A 17678-nucleotide genomic window follows, 5' to 3' on the forward strand; every position below is an offset into this window, starting at 1 on the left:
TTAACGCTTCCCACTATCAAGGTGCGTTCGGGACTTACACCCTAGAGTTCGCGCCCATGCCGGGCGCACACAAAAAAGCCCCAGCATATTGCTGAGGCTTTAAGTCGACCTGAGTGTACAATTTTCGAACTATTTTCTATTGGATTTAAAGCGTTTAGCGATTATAACATACTGAAAGCCATTTAGATGACTAATTGCTACCTTAACAGGGCATAATCCTTGCGGGCTGCCATTCCGGTCCACGATTCCATCCCCGTGCCAGGCCTCTAACGTCCCAGCGTTTTAAAATGCCTAAATGCACTCTGCGCAATGAACTCTTCTTGTGGATACATAAATTCCTTATTGATCGGAATTGGTAAAGTTTCCAGGTACCGGTTGATATGCGTATTAAGGCTTTTATGAATGTTCCAGCATTTTATTTTCGGTGACGTAAATATGCCATCGGCATTTTTTTTGCCGATAAAAAATTCCTCAAGAGGCCGGTCCGCATCCGAATTGTATACAAATAATCCTTCCTGGTTGATGATGTTCAAGTTGTGCTGATTGTAAACCAAATTGAACCCCGGGATTTCAAAGTGAGTTCCACCCGGCGTATAACCCGGAATATAAAATAGCTTTAAACTGTGAATGTACTCGTAACTCAACCGAGCAATTGCATCAAGTAAGAGCGTAACATCAAATGGCTCTTCCGAATTACGCGTGGCAGTGTCTATGTCTTTAAGATGTGATGCGATATGCCGTATGATCGATCCAAATGCTAACTGGCCGGTGTCTATGGCGTAAATGGAGAAGTAATTGTTAATGTCAGTCGATGCCGTGTGCTGGAGCCCGTCAATCCCAAAAAACAGGGCGCAATTCACGTTATACGTGAAATCGAGCAGCGGCGTTGGCGCACCGTAGTGTTGTAAAAAACTGAGGACTGATAAATCGTACGCTGTATGACCGAAGGCATTATAAAATTTAATAAGGAGACTGTTTTGAAACAGCTTCGCTTCGCCTATTTGAATCTGGATAAACTGCTCATAAGTCCTTCCCAAATGTTCCAGTTCCTGAACCCGCCAAACCCGCTGTGCCGAGTTATAGAGCTTATATTTGGCTTCCGTTAGCCCTCGAAAAATATAGCGCCTGTTATTTTTAAGCCTCGCCCATTTCTTGATAAACGATTCGAAATCTGCTGGCGTGTCAATTGTAACACTATCGAAATGCGTGCTCTTGTCAATAAGCGTGGTGTAAGTATCAATTACCATGGTTATGTTTTTGGTGTTTTGCATCGGAAGTTTAACTCCTATTGAAATTTAGTATATTCGAAGTTTAAACCGCCTGAAGTTGAGCTTAATAGTTTGTCGCCAGCACGCCGGAGAATTAATGATAGTCAGTGATACAAAACTGACATATCCGTCAGACCTGTATCCTAATAAGCAGACGGGCAACCCGGGCGACGGTGTTATTAAAACAGTTATTATAAACCCTACGACCTGTATTTCTTTCGCCGGCGAAATTGCCCCTGCGGAAGAAGTGATAAAAACAATCGATGCATCCGACAATCTCTCTGTTCTAAAATCAAAGCTCGCTCACTATGCGAGCGGAGAGACCGACTTCATCCTGTGTACCTTGACGCCGGAGGTAGAAATCTTTGAAATAAAAAATGGTATAGCTGTCAAGGTTCAAAGTAGTTGGATTGGTTCTGCCCATGCTTTCAACAGATTTCAAGGATACTATCTCAATAACCTTCCGGAAAAGCACCAAGCAGGCTCGTTCATGAGAATGGAGATGAGTCCCACGAACGGGAGCACGAAGCTTTCCGGACTCGCTGCAGCCTTTGATCGTGTCATAGATGACGAAGAAGTTCCGGAAGTTGGTGGGTTTAGGGTTGCCGTTATTTTGGATAATAACACATTTCAATATCAAAGCTACGTCCATACCTACCGCGCAAACATCACAATAACCATAGACCCACGGCATCCCAATCAGATAATCCCAATAACGCACGGAACGGCAAGCGAAGGGGCGTATATGGTAAACTTCTTCGGCACGCGAGAAAAAACAAACAGTCATATTGCAGTGCACATACATCAGGCTAATCTCGGATTAATGTATGCGCGTATCGATGGCGGCCTGCCAAGACCGACATTTTACAAAATGGACGAAGTCGATTTTGTTGAGTTCATAAAATCAAATTTTGGTGTAGGCCCTGCGTTAACTACGCAAAGTAAAGCTCAAAAATTGCTTGAACAGGCGAACATCCACTTCCATGCGCGCGATTTTGAACGCGCTATGACCTGCTTCGAGCAACTTCTGATTATCGATAAGGGGAAGATAAGGGCGAGAGCGCAATACTCAAAAGGCATTTGCCTCTTGAATCTCCAGCGGTTACAAGAAGGGATTATTGAGATTCAGGCAGCCATAGACCTCGATCCCAGCTTGCGAACGCAAGCGATATCGATCATCCCAAAAATATTGAAGGCAATGGCCGCAAGGACCACAGACGGGTCATGAGATCTGCCGCGGGAAGGTCTGCGTAAAACCCAACAATGGCGGGGCAACGTTGCCAAGCCTATGTAGTAAATTAACAGAAGATATGATTGCCATGGACCTTGTTCTTTCGTACGACCATGTATTTTCCCGCCCTCGCCAGGACATAAAAACCTACCTGGCAGATGTTCCCAAAAAAGGTGCTTTGTATAGACTTATCCGGTGGCTCAATAACTCTGATCTGGTTCTCGGAGATCGAAATACAAAATCCGAACGTCAAATGGAGATTTTGCTCGGCGTGCTCCAACACAGTGATATGTTGTCCTACTGGAAGGTGCGGTCGATTAATACTACCGGCAAAGACAACGTGAAATGCGTGTGGCTGCTCCCGCATACCGCTCTTACGCTCATCGAATACCTTCTAAAAGAACATCACGACGAAATCTTTTCTACTACCGGGGTAGACATTGACGGGTGTTTGAGCGAATGTGAAAATTTAAGTCATACACATCTTTACAATATTCTCCGAGCATACTTCTTCCTGGAAAGTGAGCGGGGAAGAAAAACCACGATCAAGCCTGACATGCCGTTTCAGGAATTAGTTTCTAGGACCTTCACGGAGCGGATGGGAACGTACGAACTTGAGCGAGGCGACGAGCTGCTAACCTTGGTGGCCGAATATCAAAAGGCCATCGATTTCTATCGGTTTATGGAGACTGCCTTTCCGAGAGAGTTGGAACTATTTCTGGCAAAAAGGCAGATCGATTCCTGGAAACCCTACGTTGTGGACGTCGCCGGATTCGCCCTCGAGTATTTATTCGAAACAAATAACGTGCGCGTTAGAGTTTTCAAACCATCGATTCTTCCTTATTATGATCTCTTCGTCAACCATGAATCGTATCGCTCCCCGAACGTGAATTTTCGCAACTTAAAAGAGCATCCACTTTTAAAGTACGGCGAAAACGGGTTTTTCATGATTTTCCGGACATTCTTGTTTGAGAAAATATTCAAAGCGCTGTTCTTTGAGTTCCAGGAAATTGCCGGCAGGGACATCAAGTCAGAAATCGGATTAGATTTCTTTGAACGGACATTGTGCGCTAACTATATATCAACCATTTTCTCTGGTAGCAAGGTGACCAATATACCAGCCAGTGATGCTCGTTTTGAAGGGGTTGACGGCACCCCCGACCACTATACGCGAAATTGGAATAACGTCTTTGTATTTGAGGCTAAAGATGTTTTGATTACCGACGCGGCCAAGACTTCTATGGACAACGAAGCTGTCAAAAAAGAAATTGAGAATAAATTCGTCAAGAAGGAGCGAAAAGGAAGACCAGCCGGCGTTTCTCAACTCGGTAATTTCATCAAGAACTTCGAAGCGTTCGCCTCAAAATTCGATCCCGCAGCACTTCGGCAAAAGATTACTTTCTATCCCATTTTAGTTGTGCAAGATCGCGTCCTAACCACCATGGGAGTCAACCATGTTTTAGATGACTACTTTCAAAAAGAATTAACACCTGAAATTCACTCAAAATTCAAAATCAAACCATTGATAGTTATACATATCGATTGCCTGATTTTGTATTCAAATTTCTTTTCGGGTCAGCCGAAAAATTTTCAAGATTGCCTGGACGACTACCTTAAATTTTATAAAGAATCGAGAAAGCATGGAAACTATTTTAGCTTCGATATATGGATGAGGCGAAGATATTTGGCCAACGATCCGAAGAAATCATCAGCGGCTAACAACTATTTCAATCAACTTATTAACCAGCCGCTATAGACGACTTTTGCTAGACTATTAAGTCATTACAAGCATTATATGGAATCTTTGGTTTGGAAATGGATAAATAAACTGCTCCACCGAGCGCTTAGATTAATTAAACCACGTAGAACAATGTTTCGATCAGGCTTCGAACCGAGAACATTCAATTTAGGTGACATAGAGTATTACTACATTCCCGATGAAGATCGAGGACGGGCTACTGCATTCTTCCCCCCTTTAGAATTCGACAATACAATTATTGAAACACTCCGCGAATACCCCAAGAATCTGTTCCAATTATGTAAAGGAAATCAGCTTTATGAAGCTAACAGGTTCTCTCAAATACCGCTTCCACTTAAGTTTGCTACGCTATTTCACAAGGATTATCAATATGCTGTCATGAATATGATTGGTAAGTTGGGAATCAAAGTCTTTTTCATTAACCCAAATATCCCAGATATAGAAATAACCATAAAACACATACTCAGCTATTTTGACTTGGCCTATGTGATCCTAATCAAAGACGCGCCGTTCCCTCTGTCTCAATATTCTGAATTCCTAATTCAGGGACGCAAAAGCTTCTTTGATAAACTAGAACGAGACAGCGCTCGCATTTCACGGATTTTAACAGAGATGAAAGGAAAAAAAGTCACCTTTAAGCTAGACATACCGTCATACGAAGGATTTTCCGGATACAATGAATTCAGCAGATTTCGCCCTTCGTTTAACAATTATTACATGTTGAATCAAATCATTTGCAATGATTGGCATGGCCACACACCTGAACTTAAAATATCATGGCAGGAGGAATCAGCATCGGTCATTAAAGGCGACAAGAATGACCCATCGCGCCTTAAAAGCCTTTTGAATCAGGTCGATAAGATCGACAAGATTGAATATAATTTCATTAAACTAAACCATATCAAATTTCCGAACGGCCAAGACGAATGGATGTCACCGTTGATACTCACAATACCTTTCAATTTCCCATATATCGATTTAGTTATTCCACAAAACGCTAAGATGCCGAATTGGGATATGCTTCGAAAAATGCTCGATATGGAACAGTCACTTGCTTACTTGTACTATAAAGAAGGTCTACCTGATCCAACCGAAGAAGAATCGATGGAATTCGCGGCTCTCGCAACTGCAAAAACATCTTTCCTTGATTCTGTCGCTTATCTACATGCCTCTTTCACGTTCTCACCGATGCTTCGTTTGCCCCACCTAGGCAACTCAATTAAAAAAGAACTAAGCTTTTTCAAACCGGAAAACATTAATGCGAAAAATATAAAGAACTCCCGGGCAAACATACTGAAGTTTGGAAATCGATTAACTGAACGGATACTGCCAAACGGATTATCCAAAGATGTCTTCACTCTACCTCGGCAGATTGTTGCAATTTCGGATCTTCCAGTCGAATGGCTAATCCATGAAGGAGAGAACATATCCTTTACACATGATGTCACGAGGATACCCGAGACACCATACGGAGGAACGCTTTCAGCCTTCGCAGCCAGTTCTTTGTTTAAGTTTGATTTGGACGAAAACGTCATCGTTAACACGCTAGTATTGTTTTGCGCAACCGCTGATGACGATGACCGTGAATTTTTGAAGTATTTTAGGGCTATCGAAAATCTTTCGAAAACGCTTGGATATAAAACCTTCAGATGTAAAAGTGCCGCAGACGTAATCGCAAAAGTAAATGAATACAAACCCTCAATCTTGATCTTTGACAGTCATGGCGGTTTTGATAAAGAAACTCTTTCAAGCTTCCTTTGGGTAAACGAAAATGAAAAGATCACTGGGGACATGATTGTTAAAGAACAAATATTTGCGCCCATTGTTTTTTTGTCGGCATGTCATACAAATCCAAACTACGGGTATATTAACAAACTCGCAGATGCTTTTTTTGAAGCAGGATGTATCTCTGTTACCGCAACATATTTCCCTATTTCAATACGGAGTGGCTTTAACGTTTATTTGCGAGTTCTAAATAGTTTAGCGCATGCGAGTCGCAATCCAGCACATAAAAATTGGCTATCGTTTGTGAGCCACATAATACGTACGTCCTACATCATGGATCTAAGCACTTACGTTTATGAGTTTACTGTAACCTCAAGTTTAACGATGGACGCAAAGGACGAGCTTATCAATAGAGTTCAAGAACTGACGTTGCAGGCAACCATCCGGATGACCCGGTTCCATGATCGCGTCAATGCAAAGGATGACTACATAGAGAGTCTAAAGGCAATTCTGCCGACCACCTTTCCATCAATTGACAATATTGTTCCCGAAAATGCATTCTATACAAATCTGGGTCGCGGCGACCTCATAATGTTTAAAGTTTGGAGCGAGAATTACAAGAAAGTCAATACAACGCTATTTAATAACAAACAGAGCGACACGAATCTAAATTAAATTCGCCAAAAAAAGCGGCCGCAGGTTGGGACGGCTTTTAACTGTATATCCACTCCCCGATCCTATCACATTTGCATTATTTTGTATACTCTATTGCTTCTTTCTCACAAAGCAGGTGCTTACGCGTGGCTACAATTGGAATGACTTTTGTATTTTCAAAAACTGACCGCCATGGAGCATCTAACGGTCCTTTCTGGGGTAGAAATGTCTAGTGACGGCAAAAGTGCCATCGTAGAGTATACCACCCATTTGAAGAATCCGATTCCTTTTACTGAACTTATGCCGCGAAAAATTACTAAAAATACGACGTCGGATATTGCCGGATTCGAACTTTATGATGACGGCTGGCGGCTATCTCGATAATAGAAACAAAAACAGTGTGCAAACACAACAAGTTCACCGGTAGGAAATACGGAAATATCAATATTAAAGTATCACCGCGTTCCATGGCGCGGCCTACCCAAAACAATGTCGATTTTTGATAATAATGACGTGTTTACCATTAGCTTTGTCTATAACGTTTCAAAATGGCTCAAAAATTTAAGCTCCATGAAGTCTTTACTCCAAGTCAGCCCGCTTTTTCAAATTACGTAGAACGCGGTGTCGTTAATACACAATTGCTTAGGGCATTGAAAACGCCTGGAAAACAGTTGATCATCTATGGTCACACTGGGGCAGGCAAAACGACAACACTTGCCAACGTCCTTAAAGCGGAAAATTTGCGAGCAATAATAACTCGTTGTGTCAAGGGCATGACCTTGAACGGAATTATCATCGACGCCTTTAGTCAGTTAGAAGTATATTTTCAAACCGCTATCGAGAACACAGATGGCGGAAAGGCAGGCGCAAGCCTCGGCGCGGGATACTTCGGCATCAAAGCTTCTTTTAATCTAGAGAATTCCGATTCAGCGAAAAGCACATCAAAGCGAGCAGTCGATCTCCCTATTACGCCACAGACATTAGCAAAATATATAGGCGAAGCCTCCTGTTTTTGGGTGATCGAGGACTTTCATAAAATAGATGAAAACGAGAAGGCGCAAATGGCGCAAATAATGAAAGTTTTTATGGACTCTTCAGTAGAGTATCCAGGCGTTAAAATCATCGCCATTGGAGCTGTTAATACTGCCCGTGAAGTTGTCCAGTACGACCCAGAAATGAAGAACCGCGTCTCGGAAATCTATGTGCCATTAATGTCACAATCGCAACTGCGGCAAATTATTACCGAAGGGAGCAAATTACTAAAGATAACGTTTGACCCAGACGTTATCGACAAAATAGCAACCTACTCGAGTGGCCTTGCGGCAGTGACACACCAATTGGCTCTGCTGATGTGCGAGATTGAAGGTATTCAAGAAACACAAAAGCAATCAAAGTTCATCACAAAAGAAACCCTAGATGCCGCGATCGAGGATTATATCAATGAACATTCTGACACATTGAAATCGACCTATGACTCTGCTACTCGCGTCAAAAACCTCCGCAAGTACGAAAGTCCTAAAGATGTGTTGAACGCCATTTTGACATGCCCAAAAGAGCATGTTACCTACCAGGACGTGTTAGCCGCGATCAAGAAGGTCCATCCCGAATACAAGGGCAATAATCTAAGAAAATATATCGAAGAACTAACAACGACGGAGCGCGGTGAAATCTTACGATATGATAAAGATTCGTACACCTACCATTTTTCGAATCCGTTCCTTCGTGCCTATGCTCAGTTTATACGAAAAACGGAAAACGCAAACTCACCAACCACCAAAACCGAACTTCATTCTTATCTCAAGACTATACTAAAAAGGGAACTGGAAATTGCCCACGATGCCTTTAGAAAGGATTTTTCGGTTGATCACTTTCCTATGGACGATGACCTTGAATGACCTTGAAAAGAAAGTTGTAATCTTTTGGGAAAATTTTGAAGCAATCTAACTTAAAATTGCTGGAATTAACGAAAGAATCGAAAGAGCAGCAACAGCCATACTCCAGCTATTCATTTTTTCAGTGCACTTCGTTAAACTTCGGGTGTACATGCCCACCGGAAAAGTAAAGATTGACCACGTTGTCTCTTGCGCTGATGCAGGGACGATTATTAGTCTGAAGACGTCCGAAAGCCAAATGATAGGCGGTGCAGTAGGCGGCATCGGAATGGCGCTAATGGAGGACCTGTTCATCGATGATCGGTTTGGACGCCCGATAAACAATAATCTGGCTGACTACCATGTACCTGTTAACGCGGATATCCCCAAGATAGATGTACGTTTTGTCAACAAGAAAGACCCCTATACAAATCCCATGCGCTCAAAGGGACTTGGAGAAATTGCTCTCGTCGGCGTAGCCCCTGCCATCGCTAACGCTGTATTTAATGCGATCGGGAAGCGTATCCGATCATTACCTATCACGGCCGATAAAATACTGGAGGGATAGATGCGCTACATCATCGATTGAAGACCGAGGTGATGCCGCCCACTGAACGAGTCAGTAGAATGAGGGCTTATCCCAATTCGTATTCGGTTCGCTAACGCCCAGGCTTCTTCGGACGAATTTATCGGAAGCGTCATTAATGATATCTACTACCAATTGGGCAACCGCCTGTCGAGTTACTTGCGCACCCTGGAATGGGTCACCCTTAAACGTTAGCATATAGTTCTTGTTCGCGTCTTTGTCGTATAGCCATGTAAGTCTCAGGATGGTGTAATCTAATTCCGGTGTCTCAATCATGGCGGCAGTTTCCTTATGCTTACGGATACCACTATCACCCACCATCTTCCTATTCCATGCACCAAATGCTCCTGGTACTTCATCGTAGATACCTAGAATAGACGCCACTGCAATTCTCTTGACGCCCGTTTCTTTCATGGCAGTGACAATGTTTCTGACACCGGCTCTACTGTTCATATCATTTAGATAGACGAAGTCGACAGTCTTCATCGCGGCCATTAGTTTGTCTTGATCAGAAAAATCTCCGTCTACCAAATTCACTCTTGCCGGTTCTTTCACATTTAATCTAACGCCGGCGTTTCGAGCATAGAGCACCAATTGATGATTCGTTTGCTCAAGCAAATAGTCTGTAACTAATTTTCCTATCTGGCCTGCTGCCCCTAGTATTAAGATTTTCATGTCTCTGATTTAAATTAGACCAATACAACCAATTTCGATTACATATGTGTCTACGGGCGCAAGGTCAATCGGCAATGGATCGTTGCCAAAAATTCATGGCATGGTTTATCCATCCTTCTGCATCCGTCCCAATGCCGGTTCCAAATCCGTGACCTGCATTCGTATACCTGCGGTACTCTACTTTAACGCCAACCTTTTTTAGGTTTTCCATGCGACGCTCTACGATGGAAATATCAGCAATCGGGTCGTCTGCACTTACGGTGATAAATGTGGGCGGAAAATCCGGTGAGTAGGTAGAATGCCCGGTATAAGCAATGACGGCGGTCGAGGGTCGTGGAAGTTTTTTACCACCATAATACTCAACACCGCTCAATGCGATGTCACCGACCATCCTTGCTCCTGCAGATCCTCCCCATAAAGAATAATGCGTTTCAGCAACTTGAAATTCCATTGCATGGTCGAAGATGAAAGAAAGAGCGGCTGCCAGGTCTTCCGTAGCCATTAACCCACTGTTCGCTCTATATTTTATTACGAAAGTATTATATCCCTTTTTGCTTATTTCCTCGGCTAACGGAAACCCTTCGTGTAATGAACCTACATACGAAAACCCGCCACCAGGACACACCACAGCAAACGGCGCATTGGGTTTACCCTTAAAGAAAAAAAGACCTGTATGCGCTTTCGCCGGATCCTCTCCTTTTTGCCGATCGTCGTAAAAGTCGTAAAATATAGTTTTTCCACCATTTACTTGATCGATCATGTAGTTCAGAGCGTTCACTACAACGTCCGGTCTGACATTGCTGTGATACGGCATGAGTAGACCAACTTTGCTTAAAGGCTTGGTCATATACCGCGAGTTATCCTCCCAGGGCAACAAGTGATTACCAAATCTGCGGAATGCGGGATGCTCAACCACATCGCGGATAGAATTTTCTATGGTTAAATGACGTGAAGATGGGACGTTCATTTCTTCTTCCAGACTTTCGATATCAGGCGCACTTTCAGTGTTCAGTTGACATAGAGACATGCACAGAAGAATACCAAGCCAGCCGTACATATTCTTTCAATTTTTTAGATAGTTGCTAATTCCTGCGTATTCCACAATGAATCGCGGCAATCCTGTTAGTTTTTTGAACTTCGGTACTCCAACGGTGTCAGGCCGACGTGCTGTTTGAAGACGCGCGCGAAGTGTTGGGGGTACTTGAAGCCAAGTGCATACGCAATTTCACTGACGGATTTTGTGGCATCGAACATCCGCTCCTTCGCGACGTCAATTAATTTCAATTGAATAAACTCATGAGCCGACTTGCCTGTCTCTTTTTTGACCAGATCTCCGAAGTAGTTAGGTGAGAGATTTAATTGACTTGCACAGTATGACACCGAGGGCAGGCCTATCTCCTGCGGTCTGCCAGACGCAAAGTACTCCTTTAGTAACGCTTCAAATTTTTCAAGGATGCCTTTGTGGGCATTGTCGCGGGTAATAAACTGGCGGTCGTAAAATCGCACGCAGTAGTTCAGGAGAAGCTCGATATTATCAGCAATTAACGTCTTACTGTGTTTGTCAACAGCGTGCTCTAATTCGTACCGGATTTTTGAGAAACAATCTAAGACCAGCTGGCGCTCTCGTTCAGAGACGTGAAGCGCTTCGTTTACATTATAGCTGAAAAATGTATACTCATCGATATTGCGCCCTAACGAAGTACCTTTGATGAGATCCGGATGGAATACAACACCATGCCCTTTAGGTTGGTACATCTCTTCACTCGTCTCGATGCCCACAACCTGACCGGGTGCAATGAAAACCAACGTTCCTTCCTGGTAGTCGTACAAATTTTTACCGTATCGCAGGTCGCCGCAGACTACATCCTTTAACAGAACGGCATAAAATCCGAAGTAGCTTTTCCGCAGTTTTCGCGGATTCGCTTTTGAGTAATCAATGACACTTACAAGCGGGTTCAATGTTTCGTGATTGTTGAACACATTGTACTGACTGACCGAATCGAATTTCAATATCTCTTCCATATCGCTTTTCATATGCACTAAATTAGGCGTCACCGGGCTGATTTCATGGCCAGTGAGGCCAAATCAGTGAAATTGGTTGACAAATCCGTAATCCGTATACGCCCCTGGCATGGAAATGACGGCATCTTTGGCATGTAATAAATAGGTAACAAAACTTCGCACACGCCATGAAAAAAAGAGAACTGGGAAACAGCGGATTGGAGGTCTCGGCCATCGGCCTGGGCTGTATGGGCCTGAGCTTTGGTTATGGACCAGCGACTGATAAGCAACAAGCAATAAATCTAATACGGACAGCATTTGAGGCAGGAGTCGACTTTTTCGATTCGGCCGAAGCGTATGGCCCATTTTTGAACGAGGAACTGCTGGGAGAAGCCGTCGCACCGTTTCGGGACGAGGTAGTGTTGGCTACGAAATTCGGCTTTGAAGGAGGTGTGACAAGCAAAGGACTTAACAGCAAACCGGAGAACATCCGGGCAGTCGTTGAGGCCGCGCTTACACGTTTAAAAACAGATCGGATAGATTTGCTCTATCAGCATCGGGTGGACCCTAACGTTCCGATCGAAGATGTTGCAGGAACTGTAAAAGAACTCATTGCGCAGGGCAAGGTCAAACACTTTGGATTATCAGAAGCCGGAGCCGACACCATACGGAGGGCTCATGCTGTGCAACGGGTGACTGCGTTGCAAAGTGAATACTCACTTTGGTGGAGAGAACCTGAACAGAAGACATTTACCACGCTTGAAGAGTTAGGAATTGGATTCGTGCCGTTCAGTCCGCTGGGTAAAGGGTTCCTCACGGGTGCCATAAACGAAAATACAAAATTTGACAAAACTGACTTTCGCAATACTGTTCCGCGGTTTGATGAAGAAAATCGAAAAGCGAATCAGGCTGTTGTGGCTAAGATCGCCGAGTTTGCCGAAAGAAAGGGTGCTACGTCGGCACAAATGGCACTGGCCTGGGTGCTTGCACAAAAACCTTGGATCGTTCCGATCCCAGGAACTAAAAAAATCCACCGCTTGCAAGAGAACATCAAAGCCGAACAGATCACACTCACGCCAGAAGATTTGAAGGATATAGAGATAATGTTCTCAGACATTCAAGTCCAAGGCGCCCGCTACCCGGAGCACTTGCAGGCCGCTGTGGGACGCTGATTTTGGGAAGAATTTGCGGTAGTAAACAAATCATTAAACCAATATAACAACTATGAAAGCGTCTGCCTTAAGTATGTTCTTGATTATAATTAGCGTTCAGTGGTCGTCCGCACAAAACTCAGCTGAGCAAGAATTGATCAATCTCTCGAAGCAGAAATGGCAATGGATGGCCGATAAGAACATTGACAAGCTTTCGAGTCTCTTCCACGAGAAATCTAAGTTTGTCCATATGAGCGGGACATGGAAGAAGGATGAAGAGCTCGAAATCATCAAGACCGGAAGCATTTGGTATAAGAACGCCGATGTTCATGACACTGCCGTTGAAATTGTTGGCGACGTGGCAATTGTTTGGAACAGAATTACACTGACGGCAGTAGTGCGTGGCAGTGATGCGGTAAATCAGTTCACAGTAACCGAAGTCTACAAAAAGGAAACGACTGGTTGGAACTTACTCGCTTTGACCTTCAGTAGCGTTAGAGATACTCATGCCATTAAACATTGATTTGAAACACACTGTGCTTATGAATATCCAATCAAAGATACTTGGGTCACTGTTTATCTTAATGGCCTCGTCAGCGTTTGCTCAAACTTCCGACGCCGATCAGGAAGTAGCAAAGCTATCGAAAGACAAATGGCAGTGGATGGCAGATAAGAATGTAGCCAAGCTTGACGATCTCTTCGATGACAAGTCTGTGTTCGTCCACATGGGCGGTTCGTGGGGAAAGGAACGTGAACTTGAAGTAATTAAAAGCGGTGGTATCCATTACAAGAAAGCCGATGTTCATGAGGTGTCGGTACAGATAATCGATAACACTGCCATAGTACTGAATAGAATCACGTTGCTTGCTGTGGTTGGTGGGAATGAAGTGACCAACCCTTTTATAGTTACCGAAGTGTATGTGAAGCAAAATGGCAAATGGAAAATGGGGTCCCTTTCATTTACCAGAACGATGGGACCACCAGCACAAGAGCAACCGAAAAACTGAACAAATATTCATTATGAGCTGCTTTGGTAAGTGTGAGATGTTTTGTTTCAATACACGATTGATCGCGTTATTACTATTGCTTCCGTTCGGTTGTTCATCGCAGGGAGATGACGCCGGTAGTGAAAAAACAGTCAATCGTGACGCCGAGAAGATTCTAGTAGTGTATCTCACACGAACGAACAACACGAAAGCAATTGCCGAGATCATACATGCGAAGATTGGTGGTACACTTGTAGGGCTTGAGTTACAGAATCCTTATCCGGAGGATTATAAGGCGACTGTAGCACAGGTTGCGAAAGAAAACGAGACAGGCTTTTTACCACCGTTGAAAACGAGAATTGAGAACATAGAATCGTTTGACCTCATATTTGTCGGTTTTCCTACCTGGGGAATGCAACTGCCTCCGCCTATGAAAAGTTTTCTAAAACAGTACGATTTAAGTGGAAAAACCATTGTGCCGTTCAATACGAACGGTGGTTATGGAATCGGGAGCACCTTTGATACCGTAAAACAATTATGCAAGAATAGTACAATAATGGAAGGCTTCTCAATGAAAGGAGGAGTTGAGAGAGACGGAATACTCTTTGTCATAGAAGGAGAAAAGGAAAGGCAGGCGCGGGAGGAAGTCGATAAATGGTTAAGAAAACTTAACCTATTGAATTAACTCTAAAGATCAAGCAGATGAAATTTACCATGACAGTGTTTTTTAGTTTCACGATGGCGCTAAGCATCATTGCAGGTGTACGAGCAAACCAACTGGATGATGCAGATGCCTTAAACGGCAAACAGCAAAGTATTGTAGCCATTGCTGCCTTTACCGCCAACGGCGATGGAGCTGGCTTGAGCAAAGCACTGGCGGAAGGTTTGAATGCCGGCCTGACAGTGAATGAGATCAAGGAAGTTATCGTTCACCTATATGCTTACGCGGGGTTTCCCCGAAGCCTGAACGCGTTGAGCACCTTCATGAGCGTTTTGAAGGAGAGAAAAGAAAAAGGTATTAGCGATGTGGAAGGCAAAACGGCCAGTCCATTGCCTGCGAACAAATCAAAACTGGAGTTTGGTACGGAAATACAGACACGCCTGGTGGGTAGGCCGATTAAGGGTGAAATCTACGAGTTTGCTCCTACTATCGACCAATTTTTAAAGGAGCACCTGTTCGGTGACATTTTCGGCCGTGACGTTCTTGACTTCAAGACAAGGGAGATAGCAACGATTTCGGCCTTAGCAACTCTTGGACGAACGGAGAATCAGTTGCGTTCTCACTTTAATGTGGGGATGCACAACGGTCTAACAAGGGAACAGCTTACAAGCATTGTATCTATCATCGGAGACAAAGTTGGACATCAGGCAGGCAGTAATGCATCGGCAGTTCTGCAAAGCGTGCTAAATCCAGATAATGCTGCAACCAGAAATGCCGGTCCAATCGAAACATCGCCTAGTCTCTTTCCTAAGGGTGAAAAACTAAGTGAAACCAATTTTACTGGCACGGCGTGGCACCACCCGATAGTGGCGCGTGACAGTGTGTTTAATACTTCCATGGGAAGCGTAACATTTGAACCAGGAGCAAGAACGAACTGGCATCGGCATGCGTCAGGTCAAATATTGGTTATAACTGATGGCACTGCTTACTATCAGGAAAAAGGAAAGCCCAAGCAGGTACTGTCGAAAGGACAGGTCGTTAAGTGCCCGCCAGGCGTAACGCACTGGCACGGGGCGACACGGGATGGCTCAATGACTCATCTGGCCATCAGCCCGAATTTAGAGATGGGTCCGGTAGTGTGGTTAGAGAAAGTAACAGATATAGAGTATGAAAAAACAAAGTGAAGCGATTGATACGACTCCGGTGGTAAAACTCAACAACGGGGTCGAAATGCCAATTATAGGATTTGGTGTATTTCAAGTCCCTGATCCGAATGAATGTGAACGAAGTGTGTTTGATGCAATTCAATCCGGTTATCGACTGATTGACACCGCTGCATCTTACATGAATGAGGAAGCGGTAGGTAAAGCAATCAAAAGAAGTGGCGTACAAAGAGAGGAGCTGTTTATTACAACGAAGCTTTGGGTACATGATGCTGGATATGAGAATGCTAAAAAAGCGTTTGAGCGATCCTTAAGGAAGCTGCAACTCGATTATCTCGATCTGTATCTGATTCACCAACCCTACAATGATGTTCATGGCGCCTGGAGGGCAATGGAAGAACTTTACCAATCAGGAAAGGTCAGGGCAATCGGTGTAAGCAACTTTCAGCCGGATCGGGTAATGGACATTATTTCATTCAACAGCATAGTTCCTGCGGTCAACCAGATCGAAACGCATCCATTTCATCAACAAATAGACAATCAAACGTTTCTGCAAGAAAATGGCGTGCAACATGAATCATGGGGACCGTTTGCCGAAGGCAAAAATGATTTATTCAAAAACGAGTTGCTGTCGTCGATTGGCAAAAAGCACAATAAGTCTATCGCTCAAGTGGTATTGAGATGGTTGACTCAGAGAGGTATAGTTGCCATTCCGAAATCAGTACGGAAAGAACGCATGGAGGAGAACTTCAACATCTTTGATTTTCAACTGAGTAATGAAGATATGGAGGCTATTCAAACGCTGGATCAAAAAGTAAGTGCATTCTTCGATCATCGAGATCCAGCCATTATTAAATGGCTTGCCGGCAGAAAACTTGACTTGTGATTTGCAGCACACCATCCGTAACTCGAAAAGACAAGCAAAATGAAAAAGTCGAATACATTGGTAAGTTCACTCTGGCATCTGGGTATAGTCCTTTTTCTCTTAGGGACCACTTCATCGGCTTATGCCCAGGAGAAGCTGAAACCTCTCAGCATAGCCCATCAGGGAAGTTTTGCTATTGGCGGAACAAAAGTCACTGAGCCGGGCACGTTTGAGCTTCAGAACGCATTGAAGCCCCAGGGGCAAACCTTTCACGGTGACCATGCCTATGTGTTCTACCAGATTCCAGTAAATGCACACAAGTATCCGCTGGTGTTTTTGCATGGCGCTGCGCAATCAAAGAAAACCTGGGAAACCACTCCCGATGGAAGGGAAGGCTTTCAGAATATCTTTCTACGACGTGGTTTTAGTATTTATCTGCTGGATCAGCCCAGACGAGGTGAAGCCGGTAAGAGCACCGTTGCTGCGAGTGTAACCCCAACTCCCGATGAGCAGTTCTGGTTCACGCAGTTCAGAATCGGCAATTATCCCGACTATTTTCCTGGTGTTCAATTTCCGAAGGATTCCGCTTCACTAGAGCAGTTCTTTAGGCAAATGACGCCCAACACAGGCAGTTTTGATGGTGAAGTTATATCTGATGCTGTTTCTCGCTTATTCACCAAGGTCGGCGATGGCATCTTGGTGACACACTCGCAGGGCGGTGGGCCCGGCTGGCTTACAGCAATAAAAAATAATAAGGTCAAAGCGATAGTGGCTTACGAGCCGTACAGTGGCTTTGTATTTCCCACCGGTGAGCTGCCTGCACCTATAAAATCTGCCGGCCTTTTCGGTGACTTAAAAGGTGTTGAAATTCCCTTAGCTGATTTCAAGAAGCTTACACGCATGCCGATCGTGCTATACTATGGGGATAATATAGCTAAAGAACCAACGGCTGTTTGGAACAAAGACCATTGGCGAGGCGGCCTTGAAATGGCAAGAATTTGGGCGGCTACAGTCAATAAATATGTGGGCGATTCGACGGTTGTTCTCTTGCCGGAGGTCGGCATCTAGGGTAATACACACTT

17 protein-coding genes are annotated in these 17678 nt (G+C 44.1%); 13 read left to right on the forward strand and 4 right to left on the reverse strand.

What is annotated here, in order from left to right; all coding sequences use genetic code 11:
• Window positions 1-266 precede the first annotated feature (266 nt).
• On the reverse strand, window positions 267-1271 hold the full coding sequence (locus KK062_RS29120) for an FRG domain-containing protein (RefSeq protein WP_254087918.1): 1005 nt from the start codon (window positions 1269-1271) through the stop codon (window positions 267-269).
• A gap of 55 nt (window positions 1272-1326) precedes the next feature.
• Here KK062_RS29120 and KK062_RS29125 point away from each other — a divergent pair, with 55 nt between their 5' ends.
• The 6 genes from KK062_RS29125 (at window position 1327) to KK062_RS29150 (ending at window position 9076) form a co-directional block, all read left to right on the forward strand.
• Window positions 1327-2496 (forward strand): tetratricopeptide repeat protein, encoded by a 1170-nt coding sequence (locus tag KK062_RS29125; protein WP_254087919.1) that lies wholly within the window; start codon window positions 1327-1329, stop codon window positions 2494-2496.
• A gap of 82 nt (window positions 2497-2578) precedes the next feature.
• Entirely contained in the window at window positions 2579-4255 is a 1677-nt protein-coding gene (locus KK062_RS29130) for a hypothetical protein (RefSeq protein WP_254087920.1), read from the forward strand.
• Window positions 4256-4294: 39 nt separating this feature from the next.
• A complete protein-coding gene (locus KK062_RS29135; protein ID WP_254087921.1) occupies window positions 4295-6658 on the forward strand; it encodes a CHAT domain-containing protein in 2364 nt (787 codons plus the stop codon).
• 171 nt (window positions 6659-6829) lie between these two features.
• A complete protein-coding gene (locus KK062_RS29140; protein ID WP_254087922.1) occupies window positions 6830-7021 on the forward strand; it encodes a hypothetical protein in 192 nt (63 codons plus the stop codon).
• Window positions 7022-7185: 164 nt separating this feature from the next.
• Window positions 7186-8532, forward strand: a complete 1347-nt coding sequence (locus KK062_RS29145) for a P-loop NTPase family protein (RefSeq protein WP_254087923.1) — start codon at window positions 7186-7188, stop codon at window positions 8530-8532.
• Window positions 8533-8680: 148 nt separating this feature from the next.
• Window positions 8681-9076 carry a molybdopterin cofactor-binding domain-containing protein gene (locus KK062_RS29150; protein WP_254087924.1) on the forward strand — a complete coding sequence of 132 codons (396 nt, stop codon included), beginning with the start codon at window positions 8681-8683 and terminating at the stop codon, window positions 9074-9076.
• A gap of 51 nt (window positions 9077-9127) precedes the next feature.
• Here KK062_RS29150 and KK062_RS29155 read toward each other — a convergent pair whose 3' ends face one another.
• From KK062_RS29155 to KK062_RS29165, 3 genes are all read right to left on the reverse strand, one after another.
• A complete protein-coding gene (locus tag KK062_RS29155; RefSeq protein ID WP_254087925.1) occupies window positions 9128-9769 on the reverse strand; it encodes an NAD(P)H-binding protein in 642 nt (213 codons plus the stop codon).
• 64 nt (window positions 9770-9833) lie between these two features.
• Window positions 9834-10826 carry an alpha/beta hydrolase gene (locus tag KK062_RS29160; protein WP_254087926.1) on the reverse strand — a complete coding sequence of 331 codons (993 nt, stop codon included), beginning with the start codon at window positions 10824-10826 and terminating at the stop codon, window positions 9834-9836.
• Between the two features lie 65 nt (window positions 10827-10891).
• The gene (locus KK062_RS29165) at window positions 10892-11791 is read right to left on the reverse strand and encodes a helix-turn-helix domain-containing protein (RefSeq protein WP_254087934.1); all 900 of its coding nucleotides are present in this window, start codon (window positions 11789-11791) and stop codon (window positions 10892-10894) included.
• Window positions 11792-11958: 167 nt separating this feature from the next.
• On the opposite strand from KK062_RS29165, the gene KK062_RS29170 reads away from it, so the two are divergent.
• Genes KK062_RS29170 through KK062_RS29200 form a run of 7 tightly spaced genes read left to right on the forward strand, consistent with a single transcriptional unit; the run spans window position 11959 to window position 17664 of the window.
• A complete protein-coding gene (locus KK062_RS29170; RefSeq protein WP_254087927.1) occupies window positions 11959-12942 on the forward strand; it encodes an aldo/keto reductase in 984 nt (327 codons plus the stop codon).
• A 52-nt stretch (window positions 12943-12994) separates the two neighbouring features.
• A complete protein-coding gene (locus KK062_RS29175; protein ID WP_254087928.1) occupies window positions 12995-13444 on the forward strand; it encodes a nuclear transport factor 2 family protein in 450 nt (149 codons plus the stop codon).
• A gap of 19 nt (window positions 13445-13463) precedes the next feature.
• Window positions 13464-13928 (forward strand): nuclear transport factor 2 family protein, encoded by a 465-nt coding sequence (locus tag KK062_RS29180; protein ID WP_254087929.1) that lies wholly within the window; start codon window positions 13464-13466, stop codon window positions 13926-13928.
• Window positions 13929-13941: 13 nt separating this feature from the next.
• Complete coding sequence (locus KK062_RS29185) at window positions 13942-14592, forward strand: flavodoxin family protein (RefSeq protein ID WP_254087930.1); 651 nt, start codon at window positions 13942-13944, stop codon at window positions 14590-14592.
• A 17-nt stretch (window positions 14593-14609) separates the two neighbouring features.
• Window positions 14610-15752 (forward strand): carboxymuconolactone decarboxylase family protein, encoded by a 1143-nt coding sequence (locus tag KK062_RS29190; protein WP_254087931.1) that lies wholly within the window; start codon window positions 14610-14612, stop codon window positions 15750-15752.
• A complete protein-coding gene (locus tag KK062_RS29195; RefSeq protein WP_254087932.1) occupies window positions 15736-16617 on the forward strand; it encodes an aldo/keto reductase in 882 nt (293 codons plus the stop codon). The genes KK062_RS29190 and KK062_RS29195 overlap by 17 nt, the downstream gene beginning before the upstream one ends.
• A 39-nt stretch (window positions 16618-16656) precedes the next feature.
• Entirely contained in the window at window positions 16657-17664 is a 1008-nt protein-coding gene (locus KK062_RS29200) for an alpha/beta hydrolase (protein ID WP_254087933.1), read from the forward strand.
• The last annotated feature ends 14 nt before the right edge of the window (window positions 17665-17678 follow it).

The organism is Dawidia cretensis (assembly GCF_018598175.1).
Taxonomy (GTDB): domain Bacteria; phylum Bacteroidota; class Bacteroidia; order Cytophagales; family Cyclobacteriaceae; genus Ohtaekwangia; species Ohtaekwangia cretensis.

Coding starts and splice junctions, on each gene's coding strand:
- KK062_RS29120 (WP_254087918.1), bottom strand. CDS start 1,271: ATGCAAAACACCAAAAACATAACCATGGTAATTGATACTTACACCACG.
- KK062_RS29130 (WP_254087920.1), top strand. CDS start 2,579: ATGATTGCCATGGACCTTGTTCTTTCGTACGACCATGTATTTTCCCGC.
- KK062_RS29135 (WP_254087921.1), top strand. CDS start 4,295: ATGGAATCTTTGGTTTGGAAATGGATAAATAAACTGCTCCACCGAGCG.
- KK062_RS29140 (WP_254087922.1), top strand. CDS start 6,830: ATGGAGCATCTAACGGTCCTTTCTGGGGTAGAAATGTCTAGTGACGGC.
- KK062_RS29145 (WP_254087923.1), top strand. CDS start 7,186: ATGGCTCAAAAATTTAAGCTCCATGAAGTCTTTACTCCAAGTCAGCCC.
- KK062_RS29150 (WP_254087924.1), top strand. CDS start 8,681: ATGCCCACCGGAAAAGTAAAGATTGACCACGTTGTCTCTTGCGCTGAT.
- KK062_RS29155 (WP_254087925.1), bottom strand. CDS start 9,769: ATGAAAATCTTAATACTAGGGGCAGCAGGCCAGATAGGAAAATTAGTT.
- KK062_RS29160 (WP_254087926.1), bottom strand. CDS start 10,826: ATGTACGGCTGGCTTGGTATTCTTCTGTGCATGTCTCTATGTCAACTG.
- KK062_RS29165 (WP_254087934.1), bottom strand. CDS start 11,791: ATGGAAGAGATATTGAAATTCGATTCGGTCAGTCAGTACAATGTGTTC.
- KK062_RS29170 (WP_254087927.1), top strand. CDS start 11,959: ATGAAAAAAAGAGAACTGGGAAACAGCGGATTGGAGGTCTCGGCCATC.
- KK062_RS29175 (WP_254087928.1), top strand. CDS start 12,995: ATGAAAGCGTCTGCCTTAAGTATGTTCTTGATTATAATTAGCGTTCAG.
- KK062_RS29180 (WP_254087929.1), top strand. CDS start 13,464: ATGAATATCCAATCAAAGATACTTGGGTCACTGTTTATCTTAATGGCC.
- KK062_RS29185 (WP_254087930.1), top strand. CDS start 13,942: ATGAGCTGCTTTGGTAAGTGTGAGATGTTTTGTTTCAATACACGATTG.
- KK062_RS29190 (WP_254087931.1), top strand. CDS start 14,610: ATGAAATTTACCATGACAGTGTTTTTTAGTTTCACGATGGCGCTAAGC.
- KK062_RS29195 (WP_254087932.1), top strand. CDS start 15,736: ATGAAAAAACAAAGTGAAGCGATTGATACGACTCCGGTGGTAAAACTC.
- KK062_RS29200 (WP_254087933.1), top strand. CDS start 16,657: ATGAAAAAGTCGAATACATTGGTAAGTTCACTCTGGCATCTGGGTATA.